General features: G+C 72.0%; 24 protein-coding genes. All 24 read left to right on the plus strand.

All coding sequences use genetic code 11. The features are described from left to right. Window positions 1–178: 178 nt before the first annotated feature. The 24 genes from pyrR to lgt all read left to right on the plus strand — a co-directional run bounded on the left by pyrR (window position 179) and on the right by lgt (window position 23,460). Window positions 179–709: a bifunctional pyr operon transcriptional regulator/uracil phosphoribosyltransferase PyrR gene (gene pyrR / locus H577_RS0100270; protein WP_029144242.1), complete on the plus strand. Its 531-nt coding sequence runs from the start codon at window positions 179–181 to the stop codon at window positions 707–709. Beyond that, on the plus strand, window positions 706–1,713 hold the full coding sequence (locus tag H577_RS0100275; protein ID WP_029144243.1) for an aspartate carbamoyltransferase catalytic subunit: 1,008 nt from the start codon (window positions 706–708) through the stop codon (window positions 1,711–1,713). The genes pyrR and H577_RS0100275 overlap by 4 nt, the downstream gene beginning before the upstream one ends. After that, window positions 1,710–3,011, plus strand: coding sequence for a dihydroorotase (locus tag H577_RS0100280; protein ID WP_029144244.1), 1,302 nt, complete (start codon window positions 1,710–1,712; stop codon window positions 3,009–3,011). Before H577_RS0100275 ends, H577_RS0100280 begins: the two co-directional genes overlap by 4 nt. Then, window positions 3,008–3,511 carry a PH-like domain-containing protein gene (locus tag H577_RS0100285; protein WP_029144245.1) on the plus strand — a complete coding sequence of 168 codons (504 nt, stop codon included), beginning with the start codon at window positions 3,008–3,010 and terminating at the stop codon, window positions 3,509–3,511. The genes H577_RS0100280 and H577_RS0100285 overlap by 4 nt, the downstream gene beginning before the upstream one ends. Then, the gene (gene carA, locus H577_RS0100290) at window positions 3,508–4,656 is read left to right on the plus strand and encodes a glutamine-hydrolyzing carbamoyl-phosphate synthase small subunit (RefSeq protein ID WP_029144246.1); all 1,149 of its coding nucleotides are present in this window, start codon (window positions 3,508–3,510) and stop codon (window positions 4,654–4,656) included. Before H577_RS0100285 ends, carA begins: the two co-directional genes overlap by 4 nt. Then, on the plus strand, window positions 4,649–7,939 hold the full coding sequence (carB, locus tag H577_RS0100295) for a carbamoyl-phosphate synthase large subunit (protein WP_029144247.1): 3,291 nt from the start codon (window positions 4,649–4,651) through the stop codon (window positions 7,937–7,939). The genes carA and carB overlap by 8 nt, the downstream gene beginning before the upstream one ends. Further along, the gene (gene pyrF / locus H577_RS0100300) at window positions 7,936–8,748 is read left to right on the plus strand and encodes an orotidine-5'-phosphate decarboxylase (protein ID WP_029144248.1); all 813 of its coding nucleotides are present in this window, start codon (window positions 7,936–7,938) and stop codon (window positions 8,746–8,748) included. The genes carB and pyrF overlap by 4 nt, the downstream gene beginning before the upstream one ends. Window positions 8,749–8,750: 2 nt before the next feature. Continuing rightward, window positions 8,751–9,647 (plus strand): guanylate kinase, encoded by an 897-nt coding sequence (gmk, locus tag H577_RS0100305; protein ID WP_029144249.1) that lies wholly within the window; start codon window positions 8,751–8,753, stop codon window positions 9,645–9,647. 143 nt (window positions 9,648–9,790) lie between these two features. Further along, window positions 9,791–10,045, plus strand: coding sequence for a DNA-directed RNA polymerase subunit omega (gene rpoZ, locus H577_RS0100310; protein ID WP_029144250.1), 255 nt, complete (start codon window positions 9,791–9,793; stop codon window positions 10,043–10,045). 85 nt (window positions 10,046–10,130) lie between these two features. Further along, the gene (gene metK, locus H577_RS0100315) at window positions 10,131–11,324 is read left to right on the plus strand and encodes a methionine adenosyltransferase (protein WP_029144251.1); all 1,194 of its coding nucleotides are present in this window, start codon (window positions 10,131–10,133) and stop codon (window positions 11,322–11,324) included. Window position 11,325: 1 nt separating this feature from the next. Then, entirely contained in the window at window positions 11,326–13,323 is a 1,998-nt protein-coding gene (locus H577_RS0100320; protein ID WP_029144252.1) for a primosomal protein N' family DNA-binding protein, read from the plus strand. A gap of 17 nt (window positions 13,324–13,340) precedes the next feature. Further along, the gene (gene fmt, locus H577_RS0100325; protein ID WP_029144253.1) at window positions 13,341–14,261 is read left to right on the plus strand and encodes a methionyl-tRNA formyltransferase; all 921 of its coding nucleotides are present in this window, start codon (window positions 13,341–13,343) and stop codon (window positions 14,259–14,261) included. Next, window positions 14,258–15,619 carry an RsmB/NOP family class I SAM-dependent RNA methyltransferase gene (locus tag H577_RS0100330; RefSeq protein WP_029144254.1) on the plus strand — a complete coding sequence of 454 codons (1,362 nt, stop codon included), beginning with the start codon at window positions 14,258–14,260 and terminating at the stop codon, window positions 15,617–15,619. The genes fmt and H577_RS0100330 overlap by 4 nt, the downstream gene beginning before the upstream one ends. A 173-nt stretch (window positions 15,620–15,792) precedes the next feature. Next, window positions 15,793–16,449, plus strand: a complete 657-nt coding sequence (rpe, locus tag H577_RS0100335; RefSeq protein WP_281166837.1) for a ribulose-phosphate 3-epimerase — start codon at window positions 15,793–15,795, stop codon at window positions 16,447–16,449. A 55-nt stretch (window positions 16,450–16,504) separates the two neighbouring features. Next, window positions 16,505–16,768: a phosphoribosyl-ATP diphosphatase gene (locus H577_RS0100340; RefSeq protein ID WP_029144256.1), complete on the plus strand. Its 264-nt coding sequence runs from the start codon at window positions 16,505–16,507 to the stop codon at window positions 16,766–16,768. A gap of 38 nt (window positions 16,769–16,806) precedes the next feature. After that, window positions 16,807–17,649, plus strand: a complete 843-nt coding sequence (gene hisG, locus H577_RS0100345; protein WP_029144257.1) for an ATP phosphoribosyltransferase — start codon at window positions 16,807–16,809, stop codon at window positions 17,647–17,649. After that, window positions 17,649–18,428, plus strand: a complete 780-nt coding sequence (gene hisF / locus H577_RS0100350) for an imidazole glycerol phosphate synthase subunit HisF (protein WP_029144258.1) — start codon at window positions 17,649–17,651, stop codon at window positions 18,426–18,428. The genes hisG and hisF overlap by 1 nt, the downstream gene beginning before the upstream one ends. Next, window positions 18,425–18,784, plus strand: a complete 360-nt coding sequence (gene hisI / locus H577_RS0100355; protein ID WP_029144259.1) for a phosphoribosyl-AMP cyclohydrolase — start codon at window positions 18,425–18,427, stop codon at window positions 18,782–18,784. Before hisF ends, hisI begins: the two co-directional genes overlap by 4 nt. Continuing rightward, the gene (locus H577_RS0100360; protein ID WP_029144260.1) at window positions 18,781–19,380 is read left to right on the plus strand and encodes a Trp biosynthesis-associated membrane protein; all 600 of its coding nucleotides are present in this window, start codon (window positions 18,781–18,783) and stop codon (window positions 19,378–19,380) included. The genes hisI and H577_RS0100360 overlap by 4 nt, the downstream gene beginning before the upstream one ends. A gap of 47 nt (window positions 19,381–19,427) precedes the next feature. Further along, window positions 19,428–19,658 carry a DUF6704 family protein gene (locus H577_RS0100365; protein WP_029144261.1) on the plus strand — a complete coding sequence of 77 codons (231 nt, stop codon included), beginning with the start codon at window positions 19,428–19,430 and terminating at the stop codon, window positions 19,656–19,658. 2 nt (window positions 19,659–19,660) lie between these two features. Beyond that, a complete protein-coding gene (gene trpC / locus H577_RS0100370; protein WP_029144262.1) occupies window positions 19,661–20,443 on the plus strand; it encodes an indole-3-glycerol phosphate synthase TrpC in 783 nt (260 codons plus the stop codon). Beyond that, entirely contained in the window at window positions 20,440–21,651 is a 1,212-nt protein-coding gene (trpB, locus tag H577_RS0100375; protein WP_029144263.1) for a tryptophan synthase subunit beta, read from the plus strand. Before trpC ends, trpB begins: the two co-directional genes overlap by 4 nt. Further along, window positions 21,648–22,454: a tryptophan synthase subunit alpha gene (trpA, locus tag H577_RS0100380; protein WP_029144264.1), complete on the plus strand. Its 807-nt coding sequence runs from the start codon at window positions 21,648–21,650 to the stop codon at window positions 22,452–22,454. The genes trpB and trpA overlap by 4 nt, the downstream gene beginning before the upstream one ends. A gap of 10 nt (window positions 22,455–22,464) precedes the next feature. Further along, window positions 22,465–23,460 (plus strand): prolipoprotein diacylglyceryl transferase, encoded by a 996-nt coding sequence (lgt, locus tag H577_RS0100385; protein ID WP_029144265.1) that lies wholly within the window; start codon window positions 22,465–22,467, stop codon window positions 23,458–23,460. The last annotated feature ends 65 nt before the right edge of the window (window positions 23,461–23,525 follow it).

The following is a 23,525-nucleotide window of genomic DNA, read 5'->3' on the forward strand; positions in this document are numbered from 1 at the left end:
ATGTCCCAGAAGATGCGGGATGCCACCGCCGAAACCCACACGTTCTGAGACACGCACGAGCCCGCCGCACGTTTCCGAGGGGAAGTCGGGGTCGTCGGCGGGGGAGCCGGCACCCGATAGACTCGAACGAGCAGGCAACCTTTAACCCCGTCCCGTGAGGCGGAGAAGGGAGCGGCGGATGAGCACGCGCACCGTGCTGCATGACGCTGACATCGCACGAGCCCTGACTCGGATCTCGCACGAGATCCTGGAGTCGAACAAGGGCGCACAGAACCTCGTGATCCTGGGCATCCCGACGCGAGGCGTCACCCTCGCGCACCGCATCGCGGCGCTGATCGGCGACGTCGCCGGCACGCCGGTGCCGGTGGGGGCGATGGATGTCACGATGTACCGCGACGATCTGCACCGACATCCCACGCGCACCCCGCAACCGACCTCGATCCCGCCCGGCGGCATCGACGGCCGCACCGTCGTGCTCGTCGACGACGTGCTGTTCTCGGGCCGCAGCATCCGCGCCGCCCTCGACGCACTGCAAGACATCGGCCGGCCCGCCGCGGTGCGCCTGGCGATCCTCGTCGACCGGGGGCACCGCGAACTGCCCATCCGCCCCGACTTCGTGGGCAAGAACCTGCCGAGCTCCCGCGACGAGCGCGTCAACGTGCGCCTGGCCGAGGTCGACGGCGCCGACGAGGTGACGATCGAGTCATGAGGCACCTGCTCGACACCCGCACCCTCGACCGCGCCGACGCGCTGCGGATCCTCGACGTCGCCGAAGACATGGCGGGCACCCAGCGCCGCGAGGTCAAGAAGCTTCCGACGCTGCGCGGCAAGACCGTCGTGAACCTGTTCTTCGAGGACTCCACCCGCACCCGCATCTCGTTCGAGGCCGCCGCCAAACGGCTCTCAGCCGATGTGATCAACTTCTCGGCCAAGGGCTCGTCCGTCTCGAAGGGCGAGTCGCTGCAGGACACCGCACAGACCCTGCAGGCGATGGCCGCCGACGCGGTGGTGATCCGGCACGGCGCCTCGGGCGCGCCGCGCACCCTCGCCACCAGCGGCTGGATCAGCGCCGGTGTGCTCAACGCCGGCGACGGCACCCACGAGCACCCCACCCAGGCGCTGCTGGACGCCTACACCATCCGCAAGCGCCGGTTCGGCGACGCCAGCCGCGGACGCGACCTGAGCGGGGTCCGCGTGACGATCGTCGGCGACATCCTGCACTCACGGGTCGCCCGTTCGAACGTGTGGCTGCTGCACACGCTGGGCGCCAAGGTTGCGCTGGTCGCCCCGCCCACGCTGGTGCCCCAGGATGTCTCGGGCTGGCCGGTGCAGGTCGGCTACGACCTCGACGAGGCCGTGGCCGACGGGCCCGACGCGCTCATGATGCTGCGCATCCAGGCCGAGCGCATGAACGCCGCGTATTTCCCCACCGAACGGGAGTATTCCCGGCACTGGGGACTGACGCCGGAACGATTCGCCGCGCTGCCGGAGAGTACGATGGTGATGCATCCCGGTCCGATGAACCGGGGCTTGGAGATCTGCGCCCAGGCGGCGGACTCGCCCCGGTCGACCGTGCTCGACCAGGTCACGAACGGGGTGTCGGTGCGCATGGCCGCGCTCTACCTGCTGCTGGCGGGGGAGCGGCCCGCGCCCGCAGACGACCCCGCCACGAACGACGCGACGACACCGAACCAGAAGGAGGACGCACGATGACCGAGGTCCTCCTGTTCCGCGGAGCATCGCTGGAAGGTGACACGGCCGCCGACATCCTCGTGGCCGACGGTCGCATCGCCGAGGTCGGCACCGGGCTTTCGCACGCCGGCGCCCGCGAGATCGACGTCGACGGGCTCATCGCCCTGCCGGGCCTGGTCGACCTGCACACCCATCTGCGCGAGCCCGGGTACGAGGCATCCGAGACCGTCCGCACCGGGTCCGAGGCGGCCGCCGCCGGCGGCTACACCGCCGTGTTCGCCATGCCCAACACCTCGCCCGTGGCCGACACCGCCGGCGTCGTCGAGCAGGAGCTCGCCCTCGGCGAGGCGGCGGGCCTGGTCACCGTGCAGCCGATCGGCGCGGTGACGGTCGGTCAGAAGGGCGAGCGGCTGGCCGAGCTCGGTGCCATGGCCGCCTCCCGCGCCCGGGTGCGGGTGTTCAGCGACGACGGCTTCTGCGTCTGGGACCCGCTCATCATGCGACGCGCCCTCGAGTACGTGAAAGCGTTCGACGGTGTGATCGCCCAGCACGCCCAGGACCCGCGGCTGACCGAGGGCGCCCAGATGAACGAGGGCGCCGTGTCGGCCGAGCTGGGACTTGCCGGCTGGCCCGCGGTCGCCGAAGAGTCGATCATCGCCCGCGACGTGCTGCTGGCCGAACACGTCGGCTCCCGCCTGCACGTGTGCCACCTGTCCACGGCCGGCTCGGTGGACCTGATCCGCTGGGCCAAGAAGCGCGGCATCGCGGTGACCGCCGAGGTCACCCCGCACCACCTGCTGCTGGACGAGGAACTCGTTCGCGGCTACGACGCCCGGTTCAAGGTGAACCCGCCGCTGCGCCGCGCCGAAGACGTCCACGCGGTGCGCGAAGGGTTGGCCGACGGCACGATCGACATCGTCGCCACCGACCACGCCCCGCACCCCGACGAGGCGAAGAGCTGCGAGTGGCAGGCCGCCGCCAACGGCATGGTCGGACTCGAGTCCGCCCTGCGCGTGGTGCACGCCGCGATGGTGCAGACCGGCCTGCTCGACTGGGCCGACGTCGCCCGCGTGATGTCGCGCACCCCGGCGCGCATCGGGCGCCTGGCCGGTCACGGTCGGCCGATCGCCGCCGGTGAACCCGCGGAACTCACCTTCTACGACCCGGATGCGGCGGGCACGTTCGAGGCCGCCGACCTGCGCGGTCGCAGTCGCAACTCGCCGTACCTCGGCCGGCCACTGCCCGGCTCGGTGCGGTGGACGGTGCACGCCGGAGCGCCCACCGTGGCCGACGGCACGCTCACGCAGGTGCCCGCATGACCCGCGAAGGCGCCCTGCTGGTCATGGTCGCCGTCGCGGCGGTGCTGCTGGCGCTGATGGCGTGGGCCTGGCGGCGACGAACCCGGCGCGACGCGCAGCCGCTGAGCACGGTCACCGCCCTGCCGGACGGTGCACACGTGACGGCCCGCTTCGACGGGCTGTACGTGGCCACCACCCGGCAGGGGGAGCCGCTCGAGCGCGTCGCCGCCCCCGGACTCGGGTTCCGCTCCAAGGCGCAGATCACGGTGGCCGACGCCGGCATCGCCCTGGACATCCCCGGTCAGGACCGTATCGTCCTGCCGGCCGAGCGCATCGACGAGGTGGCACAGGCCACGCTCGCCATCGACCGCGTCGTCGAAAAGGACGGCCTGGTGCGCGTCACCTGGCGCACCGACCCCGGCTTCGCCGTCGACACCTACCTCAGACCGCAGGATGCCTCCGCCAAGGCGCTGGCCGAGCGCATCCGCCCCCTCATCCACCGGACAGGATCCGCCGCATGACCCTCACCACCGACCCCGCCGTACTCGTGCTCGAGGACGGCACCCGCCACCGCGGCCGCGCCTACGGCGCCCGCGGCACCACGCTGGGCGAAGTCGTCTTCGCCACCGGCATGACCGGATACCAGGAGACCCTCACCGACCCGTCCTATGCCGGCCAGATCGTGCTGCAGACCGCACCGCACATCGGCAACACCGGCATGAACGACGAAGACCCCGAGTCGCGGCGCATCTGGGTCGCCGGCTACATCGTGCGCGACCCCTCACGGGTCGTATCGAACTGGCGCGCCGACGAGTCACTCGACGACGCGCTCATCCGCGACGGGATCGTCGGCATCAGCGGCATCGACACCCGAGCCGTCACCCGCCACATCCGCTCGGCGGGCAGCATGCGCGGCGGCATCTTCTCAGGCGAGGCCGCCGGCCTGGACGTCGACGAGCAGCTGCGCCGCGTGCGTGAGGCCCCCGAGATGGCCGGACAGAACCTGTCCGCGCAGGTGTCGGTCGAAACGGCGACAGTCGTGCCCGCACGAGGCGAGCGGATCGGCGCCGTCGCCCTCATCGACCTGGGGATCAAGCAGGCCAGCATCGAGAACCTCGCCGACCGCGGCTTCGACGTGCACGTGCTGCCGTACGACGCCACCTACGAGCAGATCCGCGACGCGAACGTCGACGCGGTGTTCTACTCGAACGGGCCGGGCGATCCCGCCACCGCCGACGAGCAGGTCGCGCTGCTGCGGCGCGTGCTCGACGACCGGGTGCCGTTCTTCGGCATCTGCTTCGGCAACCAGCTGCTGGGCAGGGCGCTCGGCTTCACCACCTACAAGCTGCCGTTCGGCCACCGCGGCATCAACCAGCCGGTGCTCGACAAGCAGACCGGGCGCGTGGAGATCACCGCCCACAACCACGGCTTCGCCGTCGACGCGCCCGTGACCGGCGTGGTCGACAGCCCGCACGGCTACGGCCGTGTCGAGGTCAGCCACGTCGGCCTCAACGACAACGTGGTCGAGGGTCTGCGGGCGCTCGACGTGCCGGCCTTCAGCGTCCAGTACCATCCCGAGGCCGCCGGCGGACCGCACGACGCCAACTACCTGTTCGACCGGTTCCGTGACCTCGTCGTCGCGACCCTGAAGGAGAACAATGCCTAAGCGCGACGACATCCACTCCGTCCTGGTCATCGGCTCCGGGCCGATCGTGATCGGCCAGGCGTGCGAGTTCGACTACTCCGGCACCCAGGCGTGCCGGGTGCTGCGCGCGGAGGGTGTGCGCGTCATCCTCGTCAACTCCAACCCGGCGACGATCATGACCGACCCCGACTTCGCCGACGCCACCTACATCGAGCCGATCACCCCCGAGGTGATCGAGACGATCATCGCCAAAGAGCACCCCGACGCGATCCTGCCGACCCTGGGCGGCCAGACCGCCCTGAACGCGGCCATGGCGCTGTACGAGCGTGGCATCCTCGCCACATACGACGTCGAACTGATCGGTGCCCGCCCCGACGCGATCGAGAAGGGCGAGAACCGGCAGATCTTCAAAGAGCTCGTGATCGAGGCGGGGGCGGATGTCGCGGCGTCCCGCATCTGCCACACCATGGACGAGGTGCTCGCCGGGGCCGCGGAGCTCGGCTACCCGCTGGTGGTGCGCCCGAGCTTCACCATGGGCGGGTTGGGATCCGGGTTCGCCTACGACGAGGCCGACCTGCGCCGCATCGCCGGAGCGGGGCTCCACGATTCGCCCACGCACGAGGTGCTGCTGGAGGAGTCGATCCTCGGCTGGAAGGAGTATGAGCTCGAGCTCATGCGCGACGCGGCCGACAACACGGTCGTGGTGTGCTCGATCGAGAACGTCGACCCCGTCGGCGTGCACACCGGCGACTCGATCACCGTCGCGCCGGCGCTGACCCTCACCGACCGCGAGTACCAGAAGCTGCGCGACATCGGCATCGAGATCATCCGGCGCGTGGGTGTGGACACCGGCGGCTGCAACATCCAGTTCGCCGTCGATCCCGCCACCGGCCGCATCATCGTCATCGAGATGAACCCGCGGGTGTCGCGCTCGTCGGCGCTGGCGTCCAAGGCCACCGGATTCCCGATCGCCAAGATCGCGGCCAAGCTCGCCATCGGCTACCGGCTCGACGAGATCCCCAACGACATCACCCGCGTGACCCCGGCGAGCTTCGAGCCGACCCTCGACTACGTCGTCGTCAAGGTGCCGCGGTTCAACTTCGAGAAGTTCCCGGCCGCCGACGCCACCCTGACCACCACCATGAAGTCGGTGGGCGAGGCGATGGCCATCGGCCGCAACTACACGACGGCGCTGCAGAAGGCGCTGCGCTCGCTCGAGAAGCGCGGCTCCAGCTTCCACTGGGGCGACGAACCGCGGTCGGTCGACGAGCTCGTCGAGCGGGCGAAGACCCCGACCGACGGCCGGATCGTGCTGATCCAGCAGGCGCTGCGCAAGGGCGCGACGACCGAGCAGCTGTTCGACGCCACGAAGATGGACCCCTGGTTCCTCGACCAGATCGTGCTCATCAACGAGGTCGCCGAGCTCGTGCGAACGGCGGCGGAGCTGGACGCCGACACGCTGCGCCTGGCCAAGGAGCACGGCTTCAGCGACGCCCAGCTCGCGCAGCTGCGGGGCCTTTCCGAGGCGGAGGTCCGCGGCATCCGTCACGGTCTTCACATCCGCCCGGTGTACAAGACCGTCGACACCTGCGCGGGGGAGTTCCCGGCGCTCACGCCGTACCACTACTCAAGCTACGACACCGAGACCGAGGTGGAGCCCTCGGAGCGCACCAAGGTCGTCATCATCGGCTCGGGCCCCAACCGCATCGGGCAGGGCGTCGAGTTCGACTACTCCTGCGTGCACGCCTCGTTCGCCCTCGCCGACGCCGGGTTGGAGACCGTGATGGTCAACTGCAACCCCGAGACCGTCTCGACCGACTACGACACCAGCGACCGGCTCTACTTCGAGCCGCTCACCCTTGAGGACGTGCTCGAGGTGCTGCACGCCGAGTCGCGCTCGGGCACCATCCTCGGCGTGATCTGCCAGCTGGGCGGCCAGACCCCGCTGGGGCTGGCGAAGGGCATCGAGGATGCCGGGTACACGATCCTCGGCACCAGCCCGGCGGCCATCGACCTCGCCGAGGAACGCGCGCTGTTCAGCGGCATCCTGGATGCCGCAGGCCTCGTCGCCCCGCGCCACGGCACCGCGATCGACGTGGACGGCGCGGTCGCGGTGGCCGAAGACATCGGTTACCCCGTGCTGGTGCGCCCGAGCTTCGTGCTGGGCGGTCGCGGCATGGAGATCGTCTACGACACCCCCAGCCTGCGCGACTACTTCGTGCGCATCGGCGAGGCGGCGATCATCGGTCCGGGCAAGCCCCTGCTGGTCGACCGGTTCCTCGACGACGCCGTGGAGATCGACGTGGACGCCCTCTACGACGGCGATGAGCTGTTCATCGGCGGCATCATGGAGCACCTCGAGGAGGCGGGCATCCACTCCGGCGACTCCAGCTGCGCGCTGCCCCCGATGAGCCTCGGCCGCGGTGAGATCCAGCGCGTGCGCGAGGCCACCGAGGCCATCGCCGCCGGCGTCGGTGTGCGCGGCCTGCTCAACGTGCAGTTCGCGGTCAGCGCCGGCGTGCTCCACGTCATCGAGGCCAACCCGCGCGCCAGCCGCACCGTCCCGTTCGTGTCGAAGGCGCTCGGCACACCGCTGGCCAAGGCGGCCGCCCGCATCATGGCGGGCGCGTCGATCGCGCAGCTGCGGGGCGAGGGGATGCTGCCGGCCGGCGACGGCTCGACGGTCGCGATCGACGCGCCGGTCGCCGTCAAAGAGGCGGTGTTGCCGTTCAAGCGGTTCCGCACCGCCGAGGGCAAGACGGTGGACTCGGTGCTCGGCCCCGAGATGCGCTCCACCGGCGAGGTGATGGGTTTCGACCGGGACTTTCCGACCGCGTTCGCCAAGAGCCAGGCGGCCGCCTACGGGGGCATCCCGCGCTCGGGCACCGTGTTCATCTCGGTCGCCGACGACGACAAGCGCGCGGTGATCCTGCCGGCGCACCGGCTGGCGCAGCTGGGCTTCACTCTGGTGGCCACCGAGGGCACCGCCGAGATCCTGCGCCGCAACGGCATCGAGGTCGGCATCGTGCAGAAGTTCAGCGAGACCCAGTCCGTCGGCGGGCGCAGCATCGTCGACCTCATCGACGCCGACGAGGTCGACATCGTGGTGAACACCCCCAGCGGCATGTCGGCCCGCGCCGACGGCTACGAGATCCGCGCCGCCGCCGTGGCCGCCGACAAGGCCCTGTTCACCACGATCGCCACGCTCGGCGCCGCGGTCAGTGCTCTGGACGCGACCGGCGACGGGTTCGAGGTGCGCAGCCTGCAGGAATACGCGGCCGATCGGGCGGCGGTGCCTGCGTGAGCTCGTTCGGCGCGCGGCTGCGGCAGGCGAGTGCCGCCCACGGGCGGTTGTGCGTGGGCATCGACCCGCACCCGGGGCTGTTGACCGCGTGGGGGCTGGATGTGTCGGCCGACGGTGCCCGTCGCTTCGGGCTGGCGGTCGTTCGGGCCGCGGCATCCCGCGTCGGCGTGGTCAAGCCTCAGGTGGCGTTCTTCGAGCGGTACGGATCGGCCGGCTTCGCGGCGCTCGAAGAGGTGATCGGCTCCGCGCGCGCAGCGGGGCTGATCGTGATCGCCGACGCGAAGCGCGGCGACATCGGGTCGACGATGCAGGGCTACGCCGAGGCGTGGCTGGCCCCGGGCGCCGCGTTGGAGGCCGACGCGCTGACGGTGAGCCCCTACCTGGGTGTGGGCGCTCTGGCCGACACCGCACGGTTCGCCCTGGCGCACGGCAAGGGCCTGTTCGTGTTGGCCGCCACCAGCAACCCCGAAGCGGCCGGACTGCAACGCGCCGCCACGGCGACAGGGGTGCCGGTGGCCGCCCAGGTGTGCGCGCAGGTGCGCGCGCTGGACGTGGACGGCAGCCTCGGCGTGGTGATCGGCGCGACCTGCGACCGTGACGCCTTCGGCCTGAGCGACGCCGCCCTGACCGGCCTGCCCGTGCTCGCTCCCGGGTTCGGCCATCAGGGCGCCGCGCTCTCAGACCTGGGCCGGCTGTTCGGCCCGGCTGCGCCCGAGGTGCTCGCCAGTGCGAGCCGCAGCATCCTCTCGGCCGGCCCCGACGGGTTGGCCGAGGCCATCGAGACCCATCAGAGCGAACTGGAGGCGTGAACGTGGTCGATGCCCAGCATCCCCCCGAGGTGGACCGGGTCGCGGCGTCGCAGAAGGCGGTCGCCGCGAGGCGGGCGCGGGCGGCGCTCAAACGCGACATCTCGACCAGGGTCGTGCCGCCGCAGGACGTGCTGCGTCGGGCGTCGGACGATGCGGGGTCGGCGGCCGGCACGCTGCGGATCACCGAGTTCTTGACGGCCCTGCCGGCGATCGGCGAGGGAAAGCGCGACCGCATCCTCGCGCAGCTGGACATCTCACCGGTCAAGCGTCTGGGCGGGCTGGGCGTGCGGCAGCGCCGCGCCCTGGCGCTCTGGCTGGACGAGCGGTTCCCGCAGGTGCACCCGCGCGACGGCCGCAGTCGGCTGCTCGTGCTGGCCGGACCCACCGCGGTGGGCAAGGGCACGGTCGCCGCCCGTATCCAGCAGGACCACCCGCAGATCCTGCTGTCGGTGTCGGCCACCACGCGTCCGCCGCGCCCGGGCGAGGTCGAGGGCGTGCACTACTACTTCGTCGACGACGCCGCGTTCGACCGGATGATCGCCGCCGGCGAGCTGCTCGAGCATGCGACCGTGCACAACCGGTTCCGCTACGGCACCCCGCGTGCGCCGATCGAGCGGGCCCTCGCCGACGGGCGCACCGTGCTGCTGGAGATCGACCTGCAGGGGGCACGGCAGGTGCGGGCGGCCGAGCCGTCGGCGACCCTGGTGTTCCTGCTGCCGCCCAGCTGGGACGAGTTGGTGGGGCGCCTCATCGGGCGGGGAACCGAGGACGCCCAGGAGCGTGCTCGGCGGCTGCGCACCGCGAAGGTGGAACTGGCCGCGCAGGGCGAGTTCGACCATCTCGTCGTCAACGACGACGTCGCCCGCGCCGCCGCCGAGGTGGCCGCTCTGGCCCGGTGACCCGCGTCGGTCCCCAGTGCCGCGGATGCCACGGTGACCGGCTCCGGGTTCTCGGCGGGTGCGGCGTGGCCACCCGGTAGACTGGAGGCACGCCCGGCGCGTCGCGCACGGTGCGGTCCACGTTCCCAGAAGGAGGGCCTGTCATGGCCGGAAGCAACCAGGGCATCATCGACCCGCCCATCGACAACCTGCTCGAGAAGGTCGACTCGAAGTACCAGCTCGTCATCTACGCCGCCAAGCGTGCGCGTCAGATCAACGACTACTACTCCGACCTGCACGAGGGCAACCTGTTCGACAATGTCGGGCCGCTGGTCGACTCCACGGTCGAGGACAAGCCGTTGACCATCGCGCTCCACGAGATCAACGAGGACAAGCTCCGCCTGCGCCCGGCGGAGTGACGCTTCGTTTCCTCTGGCTGCCCCCGGAACGCGGTATGTCCGCGGCCGGGGGCATACTGGTGCCCACATCGATCCTGGGAGCACAATGACGCAGCTGCGCCTGTTCACGTCCGAATCCGTCACCGAGGGCCACCCCGACAAGATCTGCGACCAGATCTCCGACTCCATCCTCGATGAGCTGCTCGCCAAAGACCCCGGCAGCCGGGTCGCCGTCGAGACCCTGGTCACCACGGGCCTCGTGCACGTGGCCGGCGAGGTGCGCACCGAGGCGTGGGCCGACGTGCCCGGCACCGTGCGCGCGGTGGTCAACCGCATCGGGTACACCTCCAGCGACACCGGGTTCGACGGCGATTCGTGCGGGGTCAGCGTGTCGATCGGCGAGCAGTCCAGCGACATCGCCGCCGGGGTCGACCGGGCGCTCGAACACCGCGACGACGGTTCCACCGACCCCAACGACGAGCTGGGGGCCGGTGACCAGGGCATCATGTTCGGGTACGCCACCACCGAGACGCCCGAGCTCATGCCGATCACGGCATGGACCGCGCACCGGCTCGCGGAGCGGCTCAGCCAGGCTCGGCGGTCGGATGCGCTGCCGTTCCTGCGCCCGGACGGCAAGACCCAGGTCACCGTCGGCTTCGAGGGCGACGTGCCCCGCACCATCGAGACGGTCGTGCTGTCGACCCAGCACCACCCCGACATCTCGATGGCCGCCCTGCGCGCGGCGGTGCGCGCCGAGGTCATCGACCCCGTCCTGGCCACCACCGGCCTGGACGCCTCGCACGCCGAATACTTCATCAACCCCGCCGGACCCTTCGTGATCGGCGGGCCCAAGGGCGACGCGGGCCTGACCGGCCGCAAGATCATCATCGACACCTATGGCGGCGCCGCCCGGCACGGCGGGGGTGCCTTCAGCGGCAAGGACCCGTCGAAGGTCGACCGCTCCGGCGCCTACGCGATGCGCTGGGTCGCCAAGAACGCGGTCGCCGCGGGTCTCGCGCGGCGGCTGGAGCTGCAGGTCGCCTACGCGATCGGTAAGGCGAGCCCGGTCGGACTGTACGTCGAGACCTTCGGCACCGGCGCGGTGCCCGACGAGGTGATCACGAACGCGATCCGCGAGGTGTTCGACCTGCGACCGCGTGCCATCATCGAGCAGCTCGATCTGCTGCGCCCGATCTACGCGCAGACCGCCGCGTACGGGCACTTCGGACGGGAGCTGCCCGACTTCACCTGGGAGCGCACCGACCGCGTCGACGAGTTGCGCGCCGCCGCCGGGATCTGAGGTGACCGGGCGCCGGGTCGGGCGGGTGCTCGTCGACTCGCCGCTGCCGCAGCTGGACCGGCTGTTCGACTACGCGATCGGTGACGACCTCGCCGACACGGCCGTACCGGGCGTGCGGGTGAAGGTGCCGTTGCGCAGCGCCGGACGCGTCGTCGACGGGTATCTCGTCGAGATCGGCGAAGCGGATGCCGCAGACCGGCCGCTGTCGCAGATCGATGCCGTGGTGTCCCCGGTGCCGGTGCTGCCGCATCGCCTGTACACGCTGGCGCGGCGGGTGGCCGACCGCGCCGCCGGCTCGGCCGGTGACATCCTGCGCCTGGTCGTGCCGAAACGGATGGTGCGCGCCGAGAAGGCCTGGCTGGCCGCAGCCGCGCCCGAGGCCGCACACATCGACGCCGCGCGAGCCAGCCGGGCCGACGACGTGCTCGGCGAGTACCCCGGTCTGACCGACGCCGTCAACGACGCGCGGCGGGTCGCCCTCGACGCCCCGCCGCACCCGGTGCGGCTGAGCGAGACCGACACCGTCGGCGCCTGGGCGCTGCTGCTGGCCGCCGCCGCCGCGCACACCCTCGCGCGCGGACAGAGCGCCGTGCTGGTTGTGCCCGACCACCGCGACCTCGACCAGGTCCAGCGCGCGCTGGCGGAGCTCGTTCCCGAGACGGCTGTGGTGCGGATGGACGCCGAGCAGTCCGGGCCCGAGCGTTACGCCGCGTACCTGCGGGTGCTCGCCGACGCGCCGTGCGTGGTGATCGGCAAACGGTCCGCGGTGTATGCGCCCGCCGCATCGCTCGGCCTGATCGCGATCTGGGACGACGGCGACCCGCTGTTGTCCGAACCGCTCAGTCCCGGCGTGCACGCCCGCGACGCCGCGCTGGTGCGGCAGGAGCTCGAACCGTGCGCGCTCGTGTTCGCCGGTCACACCCGCACCACCGACGTACAGCGACTGGTCGAGGCGGGCTGGGTGCGCGAAGTGCCGGCGGCCCGGCGACGCTCGCCCCGCGTGGTGCTGTCGGCCACGCGCGAGGGCGAGGCGCGCGGAGCACGGGTGCCGTCGGCGGCCTTCGCCGCGGCCCGTGAAGCCCTGCGCACCGGCCCGGTGCTCGTGCAGGTGGCCCGACCCGGGTATGCACCCACCCTGGTCTGCGCGGAATGCCGCCGGCCCGCCCGTTGCGCGGTGTGCGGCGGACCGCTGCGCGCCGCACGGCCGGGGGCGGTGCCGCAGTGCTCATGGTGCGGCCGCGCCGCGCACGGCTGGACGTGCGGCTGCGGCTCGACCCGGGTGCGCATGGCCTCGTCGGGCAGCGAGCGCACCGCCGACGAGCTCGGCCGCGCGTTCCCCGGCACCCGGGTCATCCTCGCCGACGGCGAGCACCCCGTGGCCGCCGTCGGGGCCGCACCGGCCCTGGTGATCGCCACGCGCGGTGCGGAGCCGATCGCCGTGGACGGGTACCGCGCGGTGCTGCTGCTGGACGGCGACAGGATGCTGCAGGCCGACGACCTGCGGATCACGGAGTCCGCCCTGCGCTGGTGGTCGAACGCGGCGGCACTGGCGGCGCCCGGGGCACCGGTGCACCTGGTGGGCGTCGCCGGACCGGTGGCCCGGGCCCTGGCCACCTGGACGCAGCCGGCCTATGCGCGTGCGGAACTCGCCGAGCGCGCACCGCTGAAGATGCCGCCCGCCGTGCGGGTCGCCGTCGTGGAGGGCACCGCACGCCAGGTGCAGGCGGCGCTTGCCGCGGTGCACGAAGCGGTGCCGGGCCTCGACGCCGACGCGGTGCTCGGTCCCGTGCCGGTCGGCGACGGGGCCGAGGCCGCCGGCGACGGCGCCCGCCGCGCCCTGGTGCGGTTCGGGTACGCGCAGGGCCGGGCGGTGGCCGACGCATTGCGCGGTGCCGTGGTCACCGCCGCGCTGAGCACGCGACGCCGGACCAAGGGCGCCCCGGCCGGCTCCCGGAATACACTCAGAGTGCGGCTCGACGTGCTCGATCCCGAGCTGTGACACCCCCGAGGAGGACGATGCGTCTGGTGTTCGCCGGTACCCCCGAGGTCGCCGTGCCGTCGCTGATGAGGCTGGTCGAGGCCGGTCACGAGGTCGCGCTCGTCGTGACCCGACCGGACGCCCCACTCGGACGCAAGCGAGTGCTCACCCCCTCGCCGGTGGCCGCTGCGGCCGAACGTCTCGGACTTCCCGTGCTGCGCGCCGCCCGTTTCGACCAGGCCGCGACCACCGCCGTCGCGCAGGCCCGTCCCGAGCTGGGCGTCGTGGTCGCGTACGGCGCCCTGGTGCGCGAGCCGTTGCTGTCGCTGCCGGGGCACGGCTGGATCAACCTGCACTTCTCACTGCTGCCGCGCTGGCGCGGTGCGGCGCCGGTGCAGCATGCGCTCATCGCGGGCGATGAGGTGACCGGGGCGAGCGTGTTCCGGCTCGTGCCGCAGCTGGACGCCGGCGACGTGTATGCGACACTGCGCTACGAGGTGCCCCCGTTGGCCACTGCCGGCGATGTGCTCGACGCGCTGGCCCACCGCGGTGCCTACCTGGTCGAGGACGTCGTGGCGGCCATCGGTTCGGGCACCGCGCAGGCACATCCGCAGATCGGGGCGGCGACGCTCGCGCCGAAGCCGACCGCCGACGACGGATGCCTGCGCTGGGACGAGCCGGCCGCGCACGTCATCGCCCGGTGGCAGGGCACGACGCCCGAGCCGGGCGCCTACACGACCGTCGATGGCGTGCGGGTGAAGGTGCTCGCCCTGCGCCCGGCCGACCGCGACGTGCGGCTGGGCGCCGGGCGGATCGCCGAGGACGGCGGTGAGGTGCTGATCGGCACCGCTGACGAGCCTGTGCTCATCGACCGCGTACAACCGGCGGGCAAGGCCGCCATGGCCGCCGCGGACTGGTGGCGGGGCCTGCGCGTGGACGAACCGGTGGCCGGTTCGTGACCGGCGCCCGGGATGTCGCCTACCAGACCGTGCGCGCCGTGCACGCCGACGACGCCTACGCCAACCTGCTGCTGCCGCGACTGATCGACCGGGCCGGGCTGGAGCGTGCCGACGCCGCCCTGGCCACCGAACTCGCGTACGGCACGCTGCGCCGGCGCGGCACCTACGATGCCGTGATCGCCGCGGCCGCCGACCGTCCGGTCGATCGGATCGACCCCGTGGTGCTCGACGCCCTGCGCCTGGGCGTGCATCAACTGCTGTCCACCCGCATCGCCTCGCACGCCGCCGTCAACGAGACCGTGCAGCAGGTGCGCGAACACGCGGGGCGGGCCGCATCCGGTTTCGCCAATGCCGTGCTGCGCCGTATCGCCCGCGACACGCCGGGGGAGTGGCTGGCCCGCATCGAACAGACCGCGCGGTCCGATGACGAGCGGCTTTCACTGCGCACCGCGCACCCGGTGTGGGTGATCCGCGCGCTGCGCCGCGCCCTGACCGCCGAAGGCCGGGCCGAAGAACTGGATGCGCTGCTGACCGCCGACAACGCCGCACCGAAGGTCGCGATGGCCGCGCTGCCGGAGCTCGGCCGGGTGCCCGACGGGGCCGCGCGCACCGCGTACGCGCCTACCGGGTTCCTGCCGGGGGCGGGCGACCCTGAACCGCTCGTGCGCGCCTCGGGCGGCACGTTGCGCGTGCAGGACGAAGGCTCGCAGCTGGCGGCCCTGGCCCTGACCCGGGCGGCGCCGATCGCCGCGGGGGAGCGGTGGCTGGACCTGTGCGCCGGACCCGGCGGCAAGACCGCGCTGCTGGCCGCCGAGGCCCGGCGCGGCGGCGCCCGGCTCGAGGCCAACGAGCCGGTGCCGGCCCGCGCCGGCCTGGTGCGCCGCGCGCTGGCGGGCGTGCCCGGCGAGGTGACGGTGCACGAACAGGACGGCCGCGAGTTCGCGGCATCGCACCCCGCGGGATACGACCGCGTGCTCGTCGACGCGCCGTGCACCGGGCTCGGTGCGCTGCGCCGGCGCCCCGAGGCGCGGTGGCGCAAGAGCCCGCAGGACGTACCCGCGCTCACCGCGCTGCAGGTCGAGCTGGTGACCGCCGCGATCGGCGCGCTGCGTCCGGGCGGGCTGCTCGCCTATGTCACCTGCTCGCCGCACCTGGCCGAGACTGCCGGCGTGCTCGCCGAGATCCGGCGCACCCACGGCGACGAGATCGACGAACTCGACACCCGTGCGGTGCTGCAGACGCTCGCGCGCGCGCCGATGGACCTGCCGACCCCCGCCGACGGCTCGGGCCGCGCCCAGCTGTGGCCACACCGGCACGGCACCGACGCCATGTCGATCGCCCTGCTGCGCCGCCGCTGAAGCGTGTCCCGGGGCGTGCCACCCCGCCCGCGGCATCCCACATCTTCTGCGACACGACTGTGACGCGTGTCCCACAAGATGCGGCCTCCGCCCGCGGCATCCCGCATGTTCTGGGACACGCACCGCGAACCGGCTCCGGTGGCGGGCACATCGCCGCCCGACATAATGGGGACGTGCGCATCAACCCCAGCATCCTCGCCGCCGACTTCGTGAACATGCAGGCCGAGCTCGCCCGCATCACCGGTGCCGACTTCGTGCACGTCGACGTGATGGACAACCATTTCGTGCCGAACCTCACGTTCGGCCCGCAGATGGTGGAGCGCATCCAGGCCACGAGCCCCGTGCCGTTGGACGTGCACCTCATGATCGACGACCCCGACCGGTGGGCGCCCGGCTACGCCGAGCTCGGCGCCGCGTCGGTCACGTTCCACCTCGAGGCCGCGAACGAGCCGGTCGCCCTCGCACGCCGGCTGCGCGCGATCGGCGCCCGCGCGGGTGTCGCGGTCAAGCCGATGACCCCGGTCGAGTCGCTGTTCGACATCCTCGAGGACTTCGACCAGATCCTGGTGATGACCGTCGAGCCCGGCTTCGGCGGCCAGTCGTTCATGCCCGAGACCATGCCCAAGCTGCGCCGCCTGCACGACGAGGCCCGCCGTCGCGGATCGTCGGTGTGGTTGCAGGTCGACGGCGGCATCGCGGCATCCACCATCGCCCAGGCGGCCGAGGCCGGAGCCGACACGTTCGTGGCAGGCTCCGCCGTGTTCGGCTCGCCCGATCCCGAGGCGGCCATCGCGGCACTGCGGCACACCGCCGCCGCGCACGCGCACTGACCACCCGGGCGGTCACGCGGTCGGCCGGGCGGCTGCGGTTCGATACCCTGGCTAGGTGAAGACGTTCGACTCCCTGTTCGCGGAACTGTCCGCGAAGGCGACCGACCGCCCCGCCGGATCCGGCACCGTCGCAGAGCTGGACGCCGGCATCCACGCGATCGGCAAGAAGGTCGTCGAAGAGGCCGCCGAGGTGTGGATGGCCGCCGAATACGAGTCGACGGATGCCGCAGCCGAAGAGATCTCGCAGTTGCTGTACCACCTGCAGGTGATGATGATCGCGAAGGGACTGACGCTTCAGGACGTGTACCGACATCTGTGATGCCGCGTACCGCCCCCGCTGACGACAGGAAGACCCCCATGCTGCGAATCGCCGTGCCCAACAAGGGCTCGCTGGCCGAGACGGCCGCCGAGATGCTCGCCGAGGCCGGCTACACCGGCCGCCGCGACAGCAAGGAACTGCACCTGATCGACCCCGAGAACGAGGTCGAGTTCTTCTACCTGCGTCCGAAGGACATCGCCACCTACGTCGGCTCGGGGGCTCTGCACGTCGGCATCACCGGGCGCGACCTGCTGCGCGACGCCCGCATGCCGGGTGCCCGTGAGATCGAGGCGCTGGGCTTCGCGCACTCCACGTTCCGCTTCGCCGCACCCCCCGGACGGTTCGCGGACGTCGGCGATCTCGACGGGGTGCGGGTGGCCACCTCGTACCCGGGGCTGGTCGACGCGTTCCTCGACGAGCGCGGCATCGCCGTCGATCTGGTGCCGCTGGACGGCGCCGTCGAGTCGGCCGTGGAGCTGGGGGTCGCCGACGCCATCGCCGACGTGGTCGAGACCGGCACCACGCTGCGCCAGGCGGGGCTCGAGGTGTTCGGCCCCGAGATCCTCACGTCCGAGGCGGTGCTCGTCGCCGGCCCGCACGACGCCGACGGCACCGAGACGCTGCTGCGCCGACTGCGGGGCGTGATGGTCGCCCGCCGGTACGTGCTGATCGACTACGACCTGCCCGCGAACCTCGTCGACGAGGCGGTGGCGCTGGCCCCCGGCATCGAATCACCGACGATCTCGCCGCTGCGCGACCCCGACTGGGTCGCGGTGCGCATCATGAGCCCGCGCAAGAGCGTCAACCAGGTGATGGACGCGCTGTACGCACTCGGCGCGCGGGCGATCCTGGTCACCGCGATCCACGCGGCGAGGCTGTGATGACGCTCGCGTGCCGGGTCATCCCGTGCCTGGACGTCGCCGCGGGTCGGGTCGTCAAGGGCGTGAACTTCCAGAACCTGCGCGAGATGGGCGACCCCGTCGAGCTGGCCGCCCGATATTACGCGCAGGGCGCCGACGAACTCACCTTCCTGGACGTGACCGCGACCGTCGACGAGAGGGCGACCACGTACGAGGTGGTGCGCCGCACCGCCGAGCAGGTGTTCATCCCGCTCACCGTCGGCGGGGGAGTGCGCAGCGTCGACGACGTCGCCCGGCTGCTGTCTGTGGGCGCCGACAAGGTCGGCGTGAACTCCGCCGCGATCGCCCGCCCGGCACTGATCGACGAGATCGCCGACCGGTTCGGCGCCCAGGTGCTGGTGCTCTCGCTCGACGTCACCCGCTCGCAGGCGACCGAGTCGGGTTTCGCCGTCACCACGCACGGCGGGCGGGTCGAGACCGCCCTGGACGCACTGGGCTGGGCGCGCGAAGCCACCGAGCGCGGCGCCGGCGAGCTGCTCGTCAACTCGATCGACGCCGACGGCACCAAGACGGGGTTCGACCTCGAGCTGGTCGGGTTGATGCGTGAGCTCTCGTCGGTGCCGGTCATCGCCTCGGGCGGAGCCGGCGCCGCGACCGACTTCCCGCCCGCAGTGCACGCCGGCGCGGACGCCGTACTGGCGGCCTCCGTGTTCCACTCCGGGCAGTTGACGATCGGCGACGTCAAACGGGCGCTGGCACAGGACGGCATCACCGTCCGCGACGTGGAGGCTGCCGCATGACCGGGTCGATCGAGGAGCGCCTGGGCCGGGTGTCGTTCAACGAGCAGGGGCTCGTGCCCGCCGTCATCCAGCAGTGGGACACCGGCGAGGTGCTGATGCTCGGGTGGATGGACGCCGAGGCGTTGCGCCGCACCCTCACCACCGGGCGCGTGACGTTCTGGTCCCGCTCCCGCGGCGAATACTGGCGCAAAGGCGACACCTCCGGTCATATCCAGCTGGTGCGCGGCGCCAGGCTCGACTGCGACGGCGACACCGTGCTGGTCACGGTGCAGCAGATCGGCGCCGCCTGCCACACCGGCGACCGCACCTGCTTCGACGCCGACGACCTCGACCCGGTCATCGGAGGACGCCCGTGAAGGCCCGCGCGCGGCTGACGTCCGTCGTGCTCACCGTGCTGTGCGGTGCGCTCGGGCTGATGTCGTCGACGCAGACCTGGCTGCACGTGCGGCTGACCGGGGCCGCCGCCCACGACCTCACGGTCACCGGTGCCGCAGCCATCCCCGTCCTCGCCCCGCTCAGTCTGGCGGTCCTGGCCCTGGGCGCTGCGCTGTCGATCGTCGGCCGCGCGCTGCGCTACCTGTTCGGGGCGATCGCGCTGGGCATCGGCGTCGTCCAGCTCGTGCTGAGCGCCCGCGTCGGCTTCGGGCATCCGATCTCAGCCGTCGCCCGCACCGTCACCGACGCCACCGGCATCGCCGGCGACGACGCGGTCTCGGGGCTGGTCGACACGATCACCGGCACCGCCTGGCCGCTGGTGGCCGTCGCGGTGTGGGCGGTGCTGTGCGCGGTTGCGGTGTTCGTGCTGGCGACCGCGGCGCACTGGGGCAGCTCGGGCCGCAAGTACCGCACGGATGCCGCGCCCAGCGCGGCGGCGGGACCGGTCGACGCGATCGACTCGTGGGACGACCTGTCACGGGGTGAGGATCCCACTGCGGATCGGGACCCCCGCTAGACTTGCCACAGGGCGCGGCACGGTGCGCCCGCACACGAAGGAGCCCCATGAGCAACCCCATCGCCGACCCCGGCCACGGACACTCGCCGGCCGCATGGACCGCCGTGATCATCATGCTGATCGCGTTCGCCGCCGGCACCGTCGCGTTCTTCCTCGACGTGCCGTGGCTGGTGTGGGCGTGCGCGGCACTCATGCTGGTGGGCCTGATCGTGGGGTGGGTGATGTCGAAGGCGGGCTACGGCATCAACGGACCGAAGTTCACGCCCAAAGAGCATTGAGCATGCTCGCCGACCTGACGGCCGGCGCAGTCGACGACGCCCGTGCCCGCCAGGCGCAGCGGCCGGCATCCGCAGTCGAACGGGATGCCCTCGCCCTCGCCCCGGCGCGTGACGCGCGTGCGGCGCTCGCACCCGCCGAACGGGTGAAGATCATCGCCGAGGTCAAGCGTGCCAGCCCGTCCCGCGGCGACCTGGCCGCCATCCCCGACCCGGCCGCGCAGGCCCGACGCTACGAGCAGGGCGGCGCATCCGCCATCTCGGTGCTCACCGAGCAACGCCGCTTCAAGGGCAGCCTCGACGACCTGGTCGCGGTGCGTGCAGCGGTGTCGCTGCCGGTGCTGCGCAAAGACTTCATCGCCACCGAGTACCAGGTGCTCGAGGCACGCGCCGCCGGCGCCGACCTGGTGCTGCTGATCGTCGCCGCGCTCGAGCAGGACCGGCTGGCGCGGCTGCACGATCTGGTGCGCGAGTTGGGCATGACCGCACTGGTCGAGACCCACTCCGCCGACGAGATCGCCCGCGCCACCGACATCGGCGCCGAACTGATCGGTGTGAACGCCCGTGACCTGACCACGTTCGAACTCGACCGCGACCTGTTCGGGCGACTGGCCGAGCGCATCCCCGCCGGTGCCGTCAAGATCGCCGAATCGGCGGTGCACACCCCGGCCGACGTCGCCCACTACCGTGCCGCCGGCGCCGATGTGGTGCTGATCGGCGAAGCGCTGGTCACCGGTGACCCGGTCGCCACCCTGCAGGCCTTCCTGACCGCCCCGGAGACACCATGACCTCTCTGCGCGACGCGCGCGGCCCGTTCTTCGGCGACTTCGGCGGCCGGTACATGCCCGAGTCCCTCATCGCCGCGATCGACGAGCTCACCGCCGAGTACGAGGCCGCGATCGTCGACCCGGCGTTCCAGGCCGAGTTCTCGCGGCTGCTGCACTCGTACGCGGGGCGGCCGTCGCCGATCACCGAGGTGCCGCGCTTCGCTGCCCACGCCGGCGGTGCCCGGGTGTTCCTCAAACGCGAAGACCTTAACCACACCGGCTCGCACAAGATCAACAACGTGCTCGGTCAGGCACTGCTGACCAAGCGTCTGGGCAAGACCCGCGTGATCGCCGAGACCGGGGCCGGGCAGCACGGTGTCGCCACCGCGACCGCCGCCGCCCTGTTCGGGTTCGAGTGCACCATCTACATGGGCGAGGTCGACACGCAGCGGCAGGCGCTGAACGTCGCCCGCATGCGGCTGCTGGGCGCCGAGGTGATCGCGGTGAAGACCGGGTCGCGCACGCTGAAGGACGCCATCAACGACGCCTACCGTGACTGGGTCGCCAGCGTTCAGACCACGAACTACATCTTCGGCACGGCCGCCGGCCCCCACCCGTTCCCGGCGATGGTGCGTGACTTCCAGAAGGTCATCGGCGACGAGGCCCGCGCCCAACTGCTCGACGAGGTCGGCCGGCTTCCCGACGCGGTGCTCGCCTGCGTCGGCGGCGGCTCCAACGCCATCGGCATGTTCGATGCGTTCCTCGACGACGCGGATGTCGCCCTCTACGGCGTGGAGGCCGCAGGCGACGGGGTCGACACCGCCCGACACGCGGCATCCATCGAACGCGGCCGGGTCGGCGTGCTGCACGGCGCCAAGACGTACGTGCTGCAGAACGAGGACGGCCAGACCATCGAGTCGCACTCCATCTCGGCCGGGCTCGACTACCCGGGCGTCGGTCCCGAGCACGCGTGGCTGGCCTCGATCGGGCGGGCGCACTACATCCCGGCGACCGATGACGAGGCCATGCAGGCGCTGCGGCTGCTCAGCGAGACCGAGGGCATCATCCCCGCCATCGAGTCGGCGCACGCGCTGGCCGGAGCGCTGCGGGTCGGCCGCGAACTCGGCCCCGACGCGGTGCTGGCCGTGTGCCTGAGCGGCCGCGGCGACAAAGACATGGACACCGCCGCCCGCTACTTCGGCCTCTACGACGAAGGGGCGCTCGGATGACCTCCCGCACCGCCGCAGCCATCGACGCCGCCCACGCCGCCGGGCGCGGCGCGTTCATCGGCTACCTGCCCCTGGGCTACCCCGACCTGCGCACGAGCATCGAGGCCGCCGTCGCCCTCGCCGACGCCGGCGCCGACATCCTCGAACTCGGACCGCCCTACTCCGACCCGGTCATGGACGGCACCGTCATCCAGGAGGCGTCCCAGGCGGCGTTGGCATCCGGGTTCCGCATCCGCGATCTGTTCCCGGCGGTGCGCGAGATCGCCGAGCGGTCGAACGTGCCGGTGCTGGTGATGACGTACTGGAACCTGGTGCTGCAGTACGGCGTCGACCGGTACGCCGACGAGTTGGCTGCGGCCGGGGGAGCGGGCCTGATCACGCCCGACATCACTCCGGACGCCGCGCCGGAGTGGATCGCGGCGAGCGAGCGCACCGGGCTCGACCGGATCTTCTTGGCCGCGCCCACCTCGACCGACGAGCGACTCGAGCTCATCGTGCGCAACACGACCGGGTTCGTGTACACGGTCTCGACGATGGGCATCACCGGTGAACGGGCGCAGCTGGATGCCGCCGCCCGCACCCTGGTGGAACGGTTACGCCAGCATGGGGCACAGCGGTGCTGCGTGGGCATCGGCATCTCCAACGCCGACCAGGTCGCCGGCGTGCTCGAGTACGCCGACGGCGCCATCGTCGGCACCGCCCTGGTGCGCGCCCTGCGCGACAAGGGCGTCGCCGGAGTCGGCGCGACCGCCCGTGCCCTGGCCGCGGGCACCGCGCACGGGGCCGCGCGCACGAACGCCTAGACTCGTACGCATGACGTTCGCCCCCGCCAGCGCGCTGCACGGCGTGCTCGCCAGCATCCCGAGCCCGTCCATCAGCTACATCGACCTCGGGCCGCTGCGCATCCACTTCTACGCCCTGTGCATCATCGCCGGCATCGTCGTGGCCACGCTGATGACGAACCACCGGCTCACCAAGCGGGGCGGCGAACCCTGGGTGGTCATCGACATCGCTCTGATCGCGGTACCGCTGGCGATCATCTGCGCCCGCGCCTACCACGTGCTCACGCACTACTCGTTCTACTTCGGCCCGGGCAAGAACCCGCTGTCGGCGCTGTACATCTGGGAGGGCGGCATCGCCATCTACGGCGCGCTGATCGGCGGCGCCGTGGGCGCGTGGCTGGGATGCCGGTGGACGGGCATCCGGTTCTGGAGCTTCGCCGACGCCCTGGCGCCGGGCCTGATCATCGCGCAGGCGATGGGGCGGCTGGGCAACTACTTCAACCACGAACTGTTCGGGCTGCCCACGAACCTGCCGTGGGGGCTTGAGATCGAGTCGAGCAACCCGGCGTTCCCGGCGGGCCTTGCGCCGGGCACCCTGTTCCACCCGACGTTCCTGTACGAGATGATCTGGAACCTGCTCGGCGCCGCGGTGATCCTGTGGGCCGGACAACGGTTCCGCATGCAGTGGGGGCGGCTGTTCGGCCTGTACCTGACCTGGTACAGCGCCGGCCGCATCGTGTGGGAGTCCATCCGCATCGACCCGAGCGACGTGTTCCTGGGGCTGCGCACCAACGTGTGGGCGGCGATCTTCGGCGTGATCGTGGGCCTGGTCATCATGATCGTGCAGAAGCGCCGGCATCCGGGTCTCGAACCGTCACCGTATCGACCCGGACGCGAGTGGACCGGTCGCGGGGCTGTACAATCGGGAAACACCCCTGAGTACGTCGACACCAGCGAGCCTGGTCTCGACGACGATCCGGCCTCCCGCGCCACGAACGCGGACGCCTCACCGGCCACCGTCCGCTGACCCACCGCTGGGATCGGACGGGCCTTCCCCTCCGACTCCTGGGCCGACGTCGTCCCATCCTGATC

This window comes from Microbacterium luticocti DSM 19459 (genome assembly GCF_000422405.1).
Classification (GTDB): Bacteria; Actinomycetota; Actinomycetes; order Actinomycetales; family Microbacteriaceae; genus Microbacterium; species Microbacterium luticocti.

Coding starts and splice junctions, on each gene's coding strand:
- pyrR (WP_029144242.1), top strand. CDS start 179: ATGAGCACGCGCACCGTGCTGCATGACGCTGACATCGCACGAGCCCTG.
- H577_RS0100275 (WP_029144243.1), top strand. CDS start 706: ATGAGGCACCTGCTCGACACCCGCACCCTCGACCGCGCCGACGCGCTG.
- H577_RS0100280 (WP_029144244.1), top strand. CDS start 1,710: ATGACCGAGGTCCTCCTGTTCCGCGGAGCATCGCTGGAAGGTGACACG.
- H577_RS0100285 (WP_029144245.1), top strand. CDS start 3,008: ATGACCCGCGAAGGCGCCCTGCTGGTCATGGTCGCCGTCGCGGCGGTG.
- carA (WP_029144246.1), top strand. CDS start 3,508: ATGACCCTCACCACCGACCCCGCCGTACTCGTGCTCGAGGACGGCACC.
- carB (WP_029144247.1), top strand. CDS start 4,649: ATGCCTAAGCGCGACGACATCCACTCCGTCCTGGTCATCGGCTCCGGG.
- rpoZ (WP_029144250.1), top strand. CDS start 9,791: ATGGCCGGAAGCAACCAGGGCATCATCGACCCGCCCATCGACAACCTG.
- metK (WP_029144251.1), top strand. CDS start 10,131: ATGACGCAGCTGCGCCTGTTCACGTCCGAATCCGTCACCGAGGGCCAC.
- fmt (WP_029144253.1), top strand. CDS start 13,341: ATGCGTCTGGTGTTCGCCGGTACCCCCGAGGTCGCCGTGCCGTCGCTG.
- hisG (WP_029144257.1), top strand. CDS start 16,807: ATGCTGCGAATCGCCGTGCCCAACAAGGGCTCGCTGGCCGAGACGGCC.
- hisF (WP_029144258.1), top strand. CDS start 17,649: ATGACGCTCGCGTGCCGGGTCATCCCGTGCCTGGACGTCGCCGCGGGT.
- hisI (WP_029144259.1), top strand. CDS start 18,425: ATGACCGGGTCGATCGAGGAGCGCCTGGGCCGGGTGTCGTTCAACGAG.
- H577_RS0100365 (WP_029144261.1), top strand. CDS start 19,428: ATGAGCAACCCCATCGCCGACCCCGGCCACGGACACTCGCCGGCCGCA.
- trpC (WP_029144262.1), top strand. CDS start 19,661: ATGCTCGCCGACCTGACGGCCGGCGCAGTCGACGACGCCCGTGCCCGC.
- trpB (WP_029144263.1), top strand. CDS start 20,440: ATGACCTCTCTGCGCGACGCGCGCGGCCCGTTCTTCGGCGACTTCGGC.
- trpA (WP_029144264.1), top strand. CDS start 21,648: ATGACCTCCCGCACCGCCGCAGCCATCGACGCCGCCCACGCCGCCGGG.
- lgt (WP_029144265.1), top strand. CDS start 22,465: ATGACGTTCGCCCCCGCCAGCGCGCTGCACGGCGTGCTCGCCAGCATC.